This is a genomic window from Nocardia sp. Marseille-Q1738, from assembly GCF_965283145.1.
The window spans coordinates 502,183-514,864 of sequence record NZ_CBDIMS010000003.1 but is presented as its reverse complement, the minus strand read 5'-3'; the positions used below and the strand labels follow the sequence as shown (position 1 = coordinate 514,864).

The window sequence follows — 12,682 nt, the reverse complement described above, 5'->3', positions numbered from 1 at the left end:
ACCGGCCGCGAACTCAGCCGAAGGCGCCGATTCCGGTATGTCCGAGGATCGCGGGGTCCGAGCCCAGTTCGTCCAGGGTGATCCGGTGCAGGTGGGCGTGGGGGGCCAGCGCGGCCCACTCCTCGGCCACCGCCACCGGATGTACCGGGTCGTCGATCGCGGTGACCACGGCGAGCGGCAGCTCGAAGGTGGCCAGCCGCTCGGCGTCCGGCCATTTGTAGTCGGCGGCCTCCTCCAGCGCGGCGGGCAGGTGCGGCCATTGCGCCCGCCAGGATCGGGTCAGCGCGTCCGCCAACCACTGCGGACTGCTCGCCCGCATACGGTCCAGCACCACGGCCAGACCGTCGGCGCGCAGTTGCGCGGCGGTCGCCGCGGCGCTGAGCGCGGCCGGACAGGCGGCGGTGTCGGGTCCGGTCCAGGCGGGCAGCGCCGCGACGACCCCGACCACACGATCCGGGTGCTCGGCCGCCCACTCCAGCGCGATCGCCGCACCGAGCGAGATACCAGCGGCGAGGACCGGCCCGGACCGCGCCGCCGCGTCCAATCCGGCCCGGCAGCTCGCGACCACCCCGCGCGGATCCGGTTCCACCGCGACGAAGTCGAGCCCGCGCGCCGCGCTGGCCGGCCCGAAGGCGCGCCGGGCGAAATCGGCGTCGGATCCGGTGCCGGGCAGCGCCACGACGCGAGCCGGATGTGGGGAGTCGAACATCGGTCCGAGCGTAGCGGGGGCCGCCCAGCCCATCTACAGTGGCGGTGTACGGCGTGAACGGGCCGTGCGGTTGGAATCCCCACGATGGTGTGCGAACCACGCCATCTGCTCTATGCAGGAGAGCGTGCACCATGTCGTCATCCGCAGCCTCAGGTTATTTCCGACGTCTGGGCCGCAGACTGACCGAAGATATCGATCAGCTCGATGCCGAAGAGCTGGCCGAGACTTCCGAGGCGTCGGGAGCGCACCGCGCGTCGGAGTGTCGGCGCGGTGACGAGGCCACCATGCTCGGTAGGCTCCGGAGCGTCGAAGCGTGTCCCAAGTCCGCCGGCGCCAGTGTGCAGGCGGAGTTCTTCGACGGCACCGACGCCATCACCCTGGTCTGGATCGGGCGCAGGCGCATTCCCGGTATCGAGCCGGGGCGGCGCATCCTGGTCCGTGGCCGGGTGGGCGACCGGGACGGCCGCAAAGTGATCTACAACCCCTACTACGAATTGCGCGGGAACAGCTGACGTATGCCATCGAGCAACGACAACGCAGGATCAGGCGATCGCACCGGGCTCGGCCTCGGCCGTGACGAGCAACGTGCCCAGCAGACCCTCCTGGAACAACTGGGCGGCTTGAGCGGCCTGATCTACTCGACACTGCCGGTTGTCGTGTTCGTCCCCGTGAACAGTCTCGCCGGGCTGACCGCCGCGATCTGGGCGGCGCTCGGCGTGGCCGCGGCCATCCTGGTCTGGCGCCTGGTACGCCGCAATCCCGTCCAGCCCGCCATCTCCGGGTTTCTCGGCGTCGGCGTCTGTGCCTTGATCGCCTACCGGATGGGGGAGGCCAAGGGGTTCTTCCTCTTCGGCATCTACACCAGCCTCATCTACGCCGGGGTGTTCCTCGTCTCCATCCTGGTCCGCTGGCCGCTGGTCGGCGTGATCTGGGGCGTACTGAACGGTCACGGCTCCGACTGGCGGTCCGATCCCCGGCTGGTGCGCCTGTACGACCTGGCCACCACCACGTGGGTCCTCGTCTTCGGTGCCCGGTACCTGGTGCAGTCGCAGCTCTACGACACCGACCGGACCGGCTGGCTCGCGATCGCCCGCATCGCGATGGGCTGGCCGCTGACCGCGGTGGCGCTGGGCGTCACCGTCTGGGCGGTGCGCCGCGCGGGCCATCTGCCCACCAAGACGGTGGCCGCGACCGAACCCGCCTGAGCGTTGACTCTCCGCCGCCGACCGGCGAAATCCATCGGGGTGGGGTAAGTACCACCGCCGAGGTGGCCGTAACCCACCCTGGGGTGCCTGGTTGCCGTCCCGAGTTCGTCAGACGATCTATGCGTATCGCAAACACGCACTGGATCGGCAAGGAAGGACTCGGACGTGGCTACCGAGCACAACACCGCGGCGCTGCCCAAGAACCCCAACCCCGCTCTCTCGGAGAGCCGCCGGGTATCGGCCGAGCTGGACAAGCTGATCGGTCCGGCGGCCGCGGGCGACCGTCAGGCGGTTGCCGAGATCATCCGCGTGGTGCACCCGCTGGTGCGGCGCTACTGCGGTGCGCGCCTGGGCAATACCGCCCATCTGCAGGTCACCGCCGACGACGTGGTGCAGGAAGTCCTCTTGGCCACCGTCAACGCCATCCCGCGCTACCGCGACCAGGGCAAGTCGTTCCTGGCGTTCGTCTACGGCATCGCGGCCAACAAGGTCGCCGACGCGTTCCGCCGCTCGCAGCGGCACCCCGCCTACCCGGTGGCCGACGTCCCGGATGCCGCGTCCTCCGCCGCCGGACCCGAGGAGTGGGCGCTGGCCTCCGAACGCCGCACCGCCACAAGGGAACTCATGAAAGTGCTGGCGCCCGCGCACCGCGAGGTGCTGGTGCTGCGCATCATGCTCGGTTGGTCGGCGGCGCAGACCGCGGAGGCCATCGGCACCAGCCCGGGTGTGGTCCGGGTGATGCAGCACCGCGCGCTGAACAAGCTGCGCGCGGAGCTCAAGCTGGCCGCGTAGTCCCCCGGCGGTGCTCCACCGCGGACGCATCGGCCGTATCGGAGGGTTATGGCCTGATGCCGTGGTTGGCGAGCTCGAGCCGGAGGTCTTCCTCGGCTTCCACCGAAGTCACGAACAGCAGTTCGTCGTCGCCCTCGAACGGGTCGTCCGGCTGCGGCACGATCACCCGTCCGCCGCGCAGGATCGTCACGAGGGCGGCGTCGCGCGGCAGGGTGAGCGCGCGCACCGGCTTGCCCGCCAGCGCGGTGTCCGCGGGCAGTGTCATCTCCACCAGGTTCGCCTGGCCCTGGCGAAGCGTCAGCAGGCGCACCAGATCCCCGACCGAAACCGCTTCCTCCACCAGCGAGGCCAGCAGACGGGGCGTGGACACCGCGACGTCCACACCCCACGAGGCGTCGAAGAGCCATTCGTTGCGCGGATCGTTCACCCGGGCAACCACCCGGCGCACCCCGAACTCCGTCTTGGCCAGCAGGCTGTGCACCAGGTTGGCCTTGTCGTCGCCCGTGGCCGCGATGACCACCTCGTAGGTCTCCAGCCCGGCCTGTTCGAGCAGCGCCAGCTCGCACGCGTCGGCGTGCACCCAGACCGCGTCCGGGATCGCCGCGGGATCGATATGCTCGAGCTGCCGCTCCAGGAGCATCACCCGGTGCCCGCCGCGCAGGAGCTCCCTGGCGATCGATCGGCCGACGGCTCCCGCTCCGGCGATGGCCACTTTCATGTTCATTCCTCGCTCGCTGGGGGCTTCGCGGCCAGGGCGACGGCCTCGCCCACGGTGCCGGAGGTCGCGGCCACGTAGACGATGTCGTCGGCCTGGACGATGGTCTTGCTGTCGGGCAGCAATCCCTGGCCGAAACGGATGATGAACGCGACCCTCGCCGCGATGGTCTGCTGCAAGTCGCGCACCGTGCGGCCGTACCACTCTTCGTGCAGCGTCAGTTGGGTCACAGCAACCGTCCCGGTGGGATCACGCCACGTGGTGGTGCTGGGATCGCCGATGAGCGCCCGCAGGAAGCGGTCGGTGGTCCACGGCACCGTGGCGATGGTCGGGATGCCGAGGCGCTCGTAGACGGCCGCGCGCTTGGCGTCGTAGATCCGGGCGACGACGCGCTGCACGCCGAACATCTCCCTGGCCACCCGCGCGGAGATGATGTTGGAGTTGTCGCCCGAGGAGACGGCCGCGAACGCGTCCGCCCGTTCGATTCCGGCGCTGATCAGCACATCTCGATCGAATCCGACGCCGGTCACCCGATTGCCGGGAAAGTCGGAGCCGAGGCGCAGGAACGCACTGGAGTCCCGGTCGATCACGGTGACTTCGTGACCTATGCGGACCAGGGCATGGGCGAGCGAGGAGCCGACGCGCCCGCACCCCATGATCACTACGTACACCGTGCAACCTCGTTCCTGGAACCATGGTGTTCGGTCTGCTCTGCTGTTCGGTCGAACGCTACCCGTCGAATGATTCCATCGGCCACGTTCCCCCTCCAGCCGCCGAGCAAACCTGCGAGCCACGCGCGCGATCCACCGTGCGGGGGCCTATGCTCGCTCCAGTGTCCAAGTTGACGACGGCAGCGAAGCGAGTGCTGCTGGGCAGGCCTTTCCGCAGTGACTCGCTCGGTCACACTTTGCTGCCGAAGCGAATCGCGCTCCCTGTGTTCGCCTCCGATGCCATGTCATCGGTCGCCTACGCCCCCGAAGAAATCTTCCTCGTCCTGTCGGCCGCAGGCATCTCGGCCTATCTGTACGCCCCGTGGGTCGGCCTCGCGGTCGCCTTCGTGATGGCGGTGGTGGTGGCCAGCTACCGGCAGAACGTGCACGCGTACCCATCCGGCGGCGGCGACTACGAGGTCGCCACGACCAACCTCGGGCCCACCGCGGGCTTGACCGTCGGCAGCGCGCTGCTGGTCGACTACGTGCTCACCGTCGCGGTGTCGATCTCCTCGGCGGCGTCCAACATCGGCTCGGCCATTCCGTTCGTCGCCACCCACAAGGTGCTGTTCGCCGTCGTGGCCATCGCCGCGCTCACCGCGATGAACCTGCGCGGAGTGCGCGAATCAGGGTCCATGTTCGCGATTCCGACCTACGCGTTCATCGCCGGCATGTTCATCATGCTCGGCTGGGGCCTGTTCCGGACCTTCGTGCTCGGTGAACAGTTGCGGGCCGAGTCGGCCGGATTCGGATTGCACGCCGAGGACGAGCACCTGTACGGCCTGGCGTTCGCCTTCCTCATCGCGCGCGCGTTCTCCTCCGGTTGCGCCGCGCTCACCGGTGTGGAGGCGATCAGCAACGGCGTGCCGGCGTTCCGCAAACCCAAGTCGCGCAACGCCGCCACCACGCTGCTGCTGCTGGGGATCATCGCGATCGTGCTGTTCCTGAGCATGATCATCCTGGCCCAGAAGATCGGAATCGTCTACGCGCACAACGTCGCCGACCTGACCGGCGCCCCGGAGGACTACCAGCAGAAGACGCTCATCGCCCAGCTCGCCGATACCGTGTTCCAGGGTTTCCCGCTCGGCTTCTTCTTCATCACGACGGTGACCGCGCTGATCCTCGTGCTCGCCGCGAACACCGCCTTCAACGGGTTCCCCGTGCTGGGCTCGATCCTGGCACAGGATCGCTACCTGCCCCGGCAGCTGCACACCAGAGGCGACCGGCTGGCATTCAGCAACGGCATCCTGTTCCTCTCCGGCGCGGCCATCGCGTTCGTGGTGTTGTTCGGCGCCGAGGTGACCAAGCTGATCCAGCTGTACATCGTCGGCGTGTTCGTCTCGTTCGTGCTCAGCCAGACCGGCATGCTGCGCCACTGGACCCGCCTGCTGCGCACCGAGACCGACTCGGGACAGCGCGCGCGGATGAAACGGTCACGGGTGATCAACGCGGTCGGTCTCAGCGCGACCGGCGCGGTGCTGGTGATCGTGCTGATCACGAAGTTCTTCGCCGGCGCCTACATCGCCATCTTCACCATGGTCGCGATCTTCGTGGTGATGAAGATGATTCGCCGGCACTACGATTCGGTCGCGCGCGAGCTGGACGAGCACGAGTGGGACGGCGTGCTGCCCAGCCGCTCGCACTCCATCGTGCTGGTCTCCCGGCTGCACCTGCCGACCCGCCGGGCACTGGCCTATGCCCGCGCCACCCGCCCCGACACGTTGGAGGCGGTGACGGTGAACGTGGACGAGGCCGACACCAGGGCGCTGGTGCGGGAGTGGGAGAACAGCGACATCACGGTGCCGCTGAAGGTGATCGAATCGCCGTACCGGGAGATCACCAAACCGGTTCTCGATTACGTCAAGCGGGTACGCAAGGACGCCCCCCGCGACGTGGTGACGGTGTTCATCCCCGAGTACGTGGTCGGACACTGGTGGGAGCAGGTGCTGCACAACCAGAGCGCGCTGCGGCTGAAGGGACGGTTGTTGTTCGAGCCGGGCGTGATGGTGACCAGCGTGCCGTGGCAGCTGAGCTCGTCCGCGCGGGCGAAGGTGCCCGGCGTGGTGAACGCCCCCGGCGCGGTGCGGCGGGGGTACGAGGACCGGACATGACGTCCATGGAGCATTCGGAATGAGCGATTGGCGGACAAGCACGTTCGAGGTGCGGCTCGGGCCGCCGGGGCACGGCGGCTTCTGCGTCGCACGGCACGAGGGGCGTGTGATGTTCGTCCGGCACGGGTTGCCCGGTGAACTGGTGCGGGCCAGGGTCACCGAGGACAGGGGCGGCTCGTACTGCCGGGCCGACGCCGTCGAGGTGCTCGAGGCGTCACCGGACCGGGTGCCGCCCACCTGTCCGGTATCCGGTCCAGGCGGCGCCGGGTGCTGTGATTTCTCCTTCGCCACGCCGGCCGCGCAGCGTGCGCTGAAGGCCACGGTGGTGGCCGAACAGTTGCGCCGAGTGGCCGGGATCGAGCGTGACGTGCTGGTGGAGCCGATCGAGTCCGGCGAAACGATCGGCGGGTGGCGCACCCGCGTGCGGCTCGCTGTGGACGAACGGGGCCGCGCCGGCGTGCACCGATATCGCAGCACCGGCGTGATCGCTGATCTGCGATGCCCGCAACCGGTCGCGGGCGCGCTGGAGGGTATCGCGGATCGGCAGTGGACGCCCGGCGCCGATCTGGTGATCGCGGTGGACGGCGACGGCATCCGGCACATCGTCGAGTTGGCGCCCGCCGCGGAGGCGGGAGCCGGCAGCCGCGGCGGCGACCGGCGCGGCCCGGGTGGAAACGACCGGCGGGACGGCTCCAGGCGACGCGACCGGCCGCACGGCCGCGATCGCCGCGGGGGACCGCGCGGCTCCGATCGGCGGGCCGGGGAGGCAGCCGCGGCGGGGTCCACCCGGCGGGACGAACGGCGAGACGCCTCCGCCCGGCGGGCGGCCGCGCACGCGGCACGCGACGAATGGGTATTCGCGGGCAGTGGGCGCGCGGTCGAGTACGTGGCGGGCCGGCGGTGGGAGATCGCGGCGACCGGCTTCTGGCAGGCGCACCGGGGCGCGGCACAACGTTATTCGGATCTGGTCGCGGAGTGGTCGGGACTCGGCCCCGGCGGGCGCGCCTGGGATCTCTACAGCGGGGCGGGTGTTTTCGCCGCGCGCCTGGGCGAGCAGGTCGGCCGGACCGGTGTGGTGCTCGGGGTGGAATCCGCGCGATCCGCGGTGGCGGACGGCGCCGCCGCACTGCGCGATCTGCCCTGGGTGGAGTTGCGCGCCCAGCGGGTGGAGCGCTGGGTGGTGGAGCATGTCGGCGCGGCGGCGCCGGACGTGGTGGTGCTCGATCCGCCGCGCGCGGGCGCGGGCAAGGACGTGGTCGGCCCGGTCGCGGCGAGCGGCCCGGCGCGGATCATCCACGTCGGATGCGACCCGGCGGCATTCGCCCGCGATCTCGGGTTGTACCAGGCGGCGGGCTACCGGCTCGCCGACCTGCGCGCGTTCGACGCGTTCCCCGCGACGCACCACGTCGAATGCATTGCCCTGCTGGAGCGTTGAGGGTCGGTCCGCGGACGTACCCCCGTGCCCCGGCGCAATTAGAGTCACGGATATGACCGTGTATGTCATCGCACAACTGAAGTTCACCGATCGCGCCGCCTACGATCGCTACCAGGCCCGCTTCCTCGACGTCTTCATTCGCTACTCCGGCACGCTGCTGGCCGCGGACGAATCCCCCCGGGTCGTCGAGGGCAGCACCGACCGCGAGAAGGTGGTCTTGATGGCGTTCCCAGACGAGCCGTCCTTCCGCGCCTGGGCCGAATCGCCCGAGTATCAAGAGATCTCGAAGGATCGCCACGCCGGAGCCGATACGGTGAGCCTGCTGGTACACGGCCTCGGTCACTCGTGAACCGCCGGACGCCGCTGGCACGATGAGCTGATGATCCCTCACCGGCATTGATCACGCGGGGCGAGTCGTGCAGCCGACTGCTCGCTCGCCCGGAACGCCATCGGCTTGTCACGTGAGCGCCGCGCCCAGCGCCTGGACTTCGATCGCCGTGGCGTCAGTCGAGTTGCCACGTGATGCGAATGACCGCGGAGATCTCGCTCTCGCCCAGTTCGACCGGGACCGCGGCGGCGCGGTAGATCTCCATCGGGGCGGAGATGCTCTGTGCGCGCGGGGCCGGTGGCGCGGAGGCGGCGTCCTCGGTGATCTCGATGACCTTGCCGAGCGTGCGCTGCGCGCGCCGGGCGTACTGCTCGGCCTTGGCGCGGGCGTTCTCCCACGCGGCGTCGCGCGCCCGGGCGAGCAAGGACTCCTGATCGGCGACGGTGAGCATCAGGCCGCCGAGACGGACGTCGTCGCCGCCTGCTTCGACGCAGTTGGCGATGATCGTGGCGGGTCCGGGATCGGCGGTGTCCCCGATATCGCGCAACGCCACGGTCAGCGACGTGCTGGCGAGGTATCCGGTGATCCGGTTGCCCTGGCCCTCGGTCCACACCGTCTCGGTCTGCACCGACAGACCGCTGGTGGCGATGTCGGCGCCGTCGACGCCATCGGACCGCAGCGACCGCGTCACCGCGGCCACGCGCTCACCGGCCTGGCCGTAGGCGAGCGCGACCTTGCTCGCCCGCGATTCCACGGAGACCGTCACCCGCATCAGATCCGGGGTGGCGCGGGCGGTGCCGTGCCCGAAGGCCGTGACGGTGCCTGCCCCCGAATCGGACTTCTCGCTCACGGAATTCTCCTCGATGATCGGTGTCGGTTCGACCCGCCGTCATACCGTGCTGTGCCCGCCGCGCGGCTCGCTGATCGCCCCGCGTCGATCTGTGTCAAGCTCCGGCGCCGAGTCGTTCGAGCTCGCGTCCACCGCTGCCGCCGTGATCGCCCATGACCAGGTCGCGGGCCCGCGCCGTGGAACCGGCCGCCGGGGGTGGCCGGGCACACGCCGAACGAATCGAGTTCCACCACAGCCAGTTCGGGAATGAGTCGGCCGGCGGCCGGCGAATCCGCGCCCCGGCAGCGCGGGTGGACACCGCCGGCGATCCGCGGCACGACGCCGGGTTCGATTGTCCGCGAGACCACTTGCTCGGGCTGGGCCACCCTGCCACTCTAGGCCGGGTACCGTATGTCCGGGCGGTGCGGCCGAGCTCACATTCCGGTGCGATGCCGGTCGGTGTGATGGTTCTCGTGCGGGCGGGCCATCCGCCGCTCCGTAGACTGATCGGATCAGATGCGCTATCCGGAGGGAGCTAGTTCAGGTGGGAGTGCTTTCCCGGGTCGACTCGCCCGAAGATCTGCGCCGGCTGACGGTGCCGCAGTTGCGCGAGCTGGCGGAGGAGATCCGCGAGTTCCTGGTGCGCAAGGTCGCCGCGACCGGCGGGCACCTCGGCCCCAACCTCGGTGTGGTCGAGCTCACCATCGCGCTGCACCGGACCTTCGACTCGCCGGCCGACCCGGTGATCTTCGACACCGGGCACCAGGCCTACGTGCACAAGATCCTGACCGGTCGCAAGGACCAGTTCGATTCGCTGCGCAAGCAGGGCGGCCTGTCCGGCTACCCCAGCCGGGCCGAAAGCGCGCACGACTGGGTGGAGTCCTCGCACGCCTCGGCGGCGCTGTCCTACGCGGACGGGCTGGCGAAGGCGTTCGCCCTCGGCGGGCAGGACCGGCACGTGGTCGCGGTGGTCGGCGACGGCGCGCTCACCGGCGGCATGTGCTGGGAGGCGCTGAACAACATCGCCGCCGCTCCGGATCGTCCGGTGGTCGTCGTGGTCAACGACAACGGCCGCTCCTACGCGCCCACCATCGGCGGCCTGGCCGACCGGCTGACCGCGCTGCGCACCCAGCCCGCCTACGAGCACGCGCTGGACGCGGGCAAACGCATCCTGAAGAGCATCCCGCGGGTGGGCGAATCGGCGTACTCGATGGTGCACGCGGTGAAAGCCGGGATCAAGGACGCGGTCAGCCCGCAGGAGCTGTTCAGCGACCTCGGCCTGAAGTACGTCGGACCGGTCGACGGCCACGACGTCGTCGCCTTGGAGGCGGCGCTGCGCCGGGCGAAGGACTTCGGCGGACCGGTCGTGGTGCACGCCGTGACGCAGAAGGGCCGCGGCTACGCGCCGGCCGAGAATCATGTCGCCGACCAGATGCACGCCTGCGACCCGATCGACCCGCTGACCGGCGCTCCGGTGGGCGGCCCGAAGGCGCGGGGCTGGACGTCGGTGTTCTCCGAGGAACTGATCGCGCACGCCGAGCGTCGCGCCGACATCGTGGCCATCACGGCCGCCATGCCGGGGCCGACCGGGCTCGCGGCGTTCGGGGAGCGGTTTCCGGACCGGATGTTCGACGTCGGCATCGCCGAACAGCACGCCATGGCCTCGGCCGCGGGTCTGGCGCTCGGCGGCATGCATCCGGTGGTCGCGATCTACTCGACCTTCCTCAACCGCGCCTTCGACCAGCTGCTGATGGACGTGGCGCTGCTGAAGCAGCCGGTGACGGTGGTGCTGGACCGTGCGGGCATCACCGGCTCCGATGGCGCGAGCCACAACGGCATGTGGGATCTGTCGGTGCTCGGCATCATTCCCGGCATCCGGGTCGCCGCGCCGCGCGATGCCGCGACGCTGCGCGAGGAACTGGCCGAGGCGCTGGCCGTCAACGACGGTCCGACCGCGCTGCGATTCCCGAAAGGCAGTGTCGCCGAAGACATCTCGGCGGTCGAGCGGCTGGACGGCGTGGACGTGCTGCGGATGGCGGAGCCGGAGGGCGGCTCGGTGCAGGCGGTGCACGGCGACGTCTTGCTCATCGCCGTCGGCTCGTTCGCGGGCGTAGCCCTGGAGGCGGCGAAGCTGCTCGACGCGGAAGGTGTTTCGGTCACCGTCATCGACCCGCGCTGGGTGCTGCCGGTATCCGACACACTGCTCAAGCTCGCCGAGAACTACCGGCTCGTGGTCACGCTGGAGGACGGCGGACTACACGGCGGCATCGGCTCCACGGTCTCGGCCCGCCTGCGTAACTCCGGCCTGGACATCCCGACCCGCGATCTCGGTGTGCCGCAACAGTTCCTGGACCACGCTTCGCGTGGCGAAGTGCACGCGGACCTAGGGTTGACCGCCCCCGATATCGCCCGCCGCATCGGCGGGTGGCTCGCCGCTCGCTGACGTCACGGCGGGCGAACCCGCGGGGAGCACCAGTCGGTTCGCCGGCGGCAACGCGGCCGTCAGCCGCGGCACCGCCAGCTCCCGCTGCCAGGGCCGTGCGCCGCCGGACTTCAGGAATCCGTCGACCGCGGCGGACAGGTCGGCCACGTCGTAATCGGCCAGCCCGTCCCAGCACAGACGGCGCACCAGATCCGGCGCGAGCAGATTCTCCACCGGAATCGCCTGCTCGGTCGACAGCTCGCCCATCGCGGCCCGCGCTCTGGCCAGGCGCGCGGCCGCGGCGGGGTCACGGCGCTCCCAGCGGTTGACCGGCGGCGGACCGTCGAACGGCTGGGTCAGCGGCGGCAGCTCGCTGTCCGGCAGGGTGCGGCCGCGCTCGATCGCGGCGAGCCATTCGCGGGAATACCGGCGCTGCCGCGGCCCACCGAACACCGGTAGCGTGCGCAATTGTGCGACCGACTTCGGTTCAGCGGCGGCCGCGGCGATGATCGCGGCATCCGGGAGAATGCGGGCCGGCGCCACATCGCGGGCGCGGGCAAGCACGTCCCTTGCGGTCCACAGCTCGCGCACCACCGCCAGCTGCCTGGCCCGGCGCAGCGTGTGGATGCCCGAGGTACGCCGCCAGCGCTCGGCTTTCGGCGCGGGCGGGTCCAGCGTGCGAATGTGCTCGAATTCCTGTGCCGCCCATTCGGTTTTGCCCTGTGCCCGGAGTGCGGCGGCCACCGCGTCGCGCAGCTCCAGCAGCAATTCCACGTCGAGCGCGGCGTAGTTCAGCCACTCGTCGGGCAAGGGCCGGGTAGACCAGTCGGCCGCGCCGTGCCCCTTGCGCAGCGCCCGGCCGAGCAGACGCTCCACCATCGCGGCGAGTCCCACGCGCTCGAAACCGGCCAGCCGTCCGCCCAACTCGGTGTCGAACAGCCGGGCCGGGCGCAAGCCGAGCTCGGCCAGACCGGGCAAGTCCTGGTCCGCGGAATGCAGGACCCACTCGAGTTCGTTGATCGCCTCGGCCAGCGGAGCTAGGCCGTCGGCGAGCGGAATCGGATCGATGAGGAACGTGCCCGCGCCGGCGCGGCGCAATTGGATCAGATACGCGCGTGCCGAGTACCGGAAGCCGGAGGCCCGTTCGGCATCCACGGCGAGCGGTCCGGTGCCCGCGAGGAGCCGGGCGGCGGCCGCGCTGATCTCGGCGGCGGTGTCCAGTACCGGTGGCACACCCTCCGCAGGCGCGAGCAAGGGCGTCGCGACCGAGGGTTCGGATTCTTCTGGTACGGACATGGTGTTGAACTTTACGTGCCGACTCGAAGGCGCCGCCGTCCTATCGGCGCATCAATGTGTCGATCGAGCGGCCGTGACGCACCCGGTCATCTTATGCGCTGGTCCCGGCGCAGGTCACACCCGGCGGCGG

12 protein-coding genes are annotated in these 12,682 nt (G+C 70.3%); 7 read left to right on the top strand and 5 right to left on the bottom strand.

Annotated features, from left to right (window positions below; translation table 11 throughout):
- Positions 1-13: 13 nt before the first annotated feature.
- Positions 14-709 (bottom strand): alpha/beta fold hydrolase, encoded by a 696-nt coding sequence (locus ACWPXK_RS15890; RefSeq protein WP_454196878.1) that lies wholly within the window; start codon positions 707-709, stop codon positions 14-16.
- A 131-nt stretch (positions 710-840) separates the two neighbouring features.
- Between ACWPXK_RS15890 and ACWPXK_RS15885 the strand changes: the two genes are divergently transcribed.
- The 3 genes from ACWPXK_RS15885 (at position 841) to ACWPXK_RS15875 (ending at position 2,706) form a co-directional block, all read left to right on the top strand.
- Entirely contained in the window at positions 841-1,221 is a 381-nt protein-coding gene (locus tag ACWPXK_RS15885; RefSeq protein ID WP_364330526.1) for an OB-fold nucleic acid binding domain-containing protein, read from the top strand.
- Between the two features lie 3 nt (positions 1,222-1,224).
- A complete protein-coding gene (locus ACWPXK_RS15880; RefSeq protein WP_454196877.1) occupies positions 1,225-1,914 on the top strand; it encodes a DUF3159 domain-containing protein in 690 nt (229 codons plus the stop codon).
- Between the two features lie 165 nt (positions 1,915-2,079).
- Positions 2,080-2,706, top strand: a complete 627-nt coding sequence (locus tag ACWPXK_RS15875; protein WP_454196876.1) for a sigma-70 family RNA polymerase sigma factor — start codon at positions 2,080-2,082, stop codon at positions 2,704-2,706.
- Between the two features lie 46 nt (positions 2,707-2,752).
- Here the strand turns inward: ACWPXK_RS15875 and ACWPXK_RS15870 are convergent, their stop codons facing one another.
- Together ACWPXK_RS15870 and ACWPXK_RS15865 are read right to left on the bottom strand one after the other, a co-directional pair.
- A complete protein-coding gene (locus ACWPXK_RS15870; protein WP_454196875.1) occupies positions 2,753-3,424 on the bottom strand; it encodes a potassium channel family protein in 672 nt (223 codons plus the stop codon).
- A 2-nt stretch (positions 3,425-3,426) separates the two neighbouring features.
- Positions 3,427-4,092 (bottom strand): potassium channel family protein, encoded by a 666-nt coding sequence (locus tag ACWPXK_RS15865; RefSeq protein ID WP_454196874.1) that lies wholly within the window; start codon positions 4,090-4,092, stop codon positions 3,427-3,429.
- A gap of 161 nt (positions 4,093-4,253) precedes the next feature.
- Here ACWPXK_RS15865 and ACWPXK_RS15860 point away from each other — a divergent pair, with 161 nt between their 5' ends.
- The 3 genes from ACWPXK_RS15860 to ACWPXK_RS15850 are packed head-to-tail and all read left to right on the top strand — an operon-like array spanning position 4,254 to position 8,026.
- Positions 4,254-6,242 carry an APC family permease gene (locus ACWPXK_RS15860; RefSeq protein ID WP_454196873.1) on the top strand — a complete coding sequence of 663 codons (1,989 nt, stop codon included), beginning with the start codon at positions 4,254-4,256 and terminating at the stop codon, positions 6,240-6,242.
- 19 nt (positions 6,243-6,261) lie between these two features.
- A complete protein-coding gene (locus ACWPXK_RS15855; RefSeq protein WP_454196872.1) occupies positions 6,262-7,677 on the top strand; it encodes a class I SAM-dependent RNA methyltransferase in 1,416 nt (471 codons plus the stop codon).
- Between the two features lie 52 nt (positions 7,678-7,729).
- Complete coding sequence (locus ACWPXK_RS15850) at positions 7,730-8,026, top strand: DUF1330 domain-containing protein (protein ID WP_454196871.1); 297 nt, start codon at positions 7,730-7,732, stop codon at positions 8,024-8,026.
- A 154-nt stretch (positions 8,027-8,180) separates the two neighbouring features.
- On the opposite strand, the gene ACWPXK_RS15845 is transcribed toward ACWPXK_RS15850, so the two are convergent.
- Positions 8,181-8,855: an SIMPL domain-containing protein gene (locus tag ACWPXK_RS15845; RefSeq protein ID WP_454196870.1), complete on the bottom strand. Its 675-nt coding sequence runs from the start codon at positions 8,853-8,855 to the stop codon at positions 8,181-8,183.
- A 523-nt stretch (positions 8,856-9,378) separates the two neighbouring features.
- Here ACWPXK_RS15845 and dxs point away from each other — a divergent pair.
- Positions 9,379-11,277, top strand: a complete 1,899-nt coding sequence (gene dxs / locus ACWPXK_RS15840) for a 1-deoxy-D-xylulose-5-phosphate synthase (protein WP_454196869.1) — start codon at positions 9,379-9,381, stop codon at positions 11,275-11,277.
- On the opposite strand, the gene ACWPXK_RS15835 is transcribed toward dxs, so the two are convergent.
- Positions 11,218-12,552 (bottom strand): HRDC domain-containing protein, encoded by a 1,335-nt coding sequence (locus tag ACWPXK_RS15835; RefSeq protein WP_454196868.1) that lies wholly within the window; start codon positions 12,550-12,552, stop codon positions 11,218-11,220. The genes dxs and ACWPXK_RS15835 overlap by 60 nt on opposite strands.
- Positions 12,553-12,682 lie beyond the last annotated feature (130 nt).

Bases quoted from the DNA above. Each gene is read 5' to 3' on its own strand.
- ACWPXK_RS15870 (WP_454196875.1), bottom strand. From the start codon at position 3,424: ATGAAAGTGGCCATCGCCGGAGCGGGAGCCGTCGGCCGATCGATCGCC.
- ACWPXK_RS15850 (WP_454196871.1), top strand. From the start codon at position 7,730: ATGACCGTGTATGTCATCGCACAACTGAAGTTCACCGATCGCGCCGCC.
- ACWPXK_RS15880 (WP_454196877.1), top strand. From the start codon at position 1,225: ATGCCATCGAGCAACGACAACGCAGGATCAGGCGATCGCACCGGGCTC.
- ACWPXK_RS15890 (WP_454196878.1), bottom strand. From the start codon at position 709: ATGTTCGACTCCCCACATCCGGCTCGCGTCGTGGCGCTGCCCGGCACC.
- ACWPXK_RS15855 (WP_454196872.1), top strand. From the start codon at position 6,262: ATGAGCGATTGGCGGACAAGCACGTTCGAGGTGCGGCTCGGGCCGCCG.
- ACWPXK_RS15835 (WP_454196868.1), bottom strand. From the start codon at position 12,552: ATGTCCGTACCAGAAGAATCCGAACCCTCGGTCGCGACGCCCTTGCTC.
- ACWPXK_RS15885 (WP_364330526.1), top strand. From the start codon at position 841: ATGTCGTCATCCGCAGCCTCAGGTTATTTCCGACGTCTGGGCCGCAGA.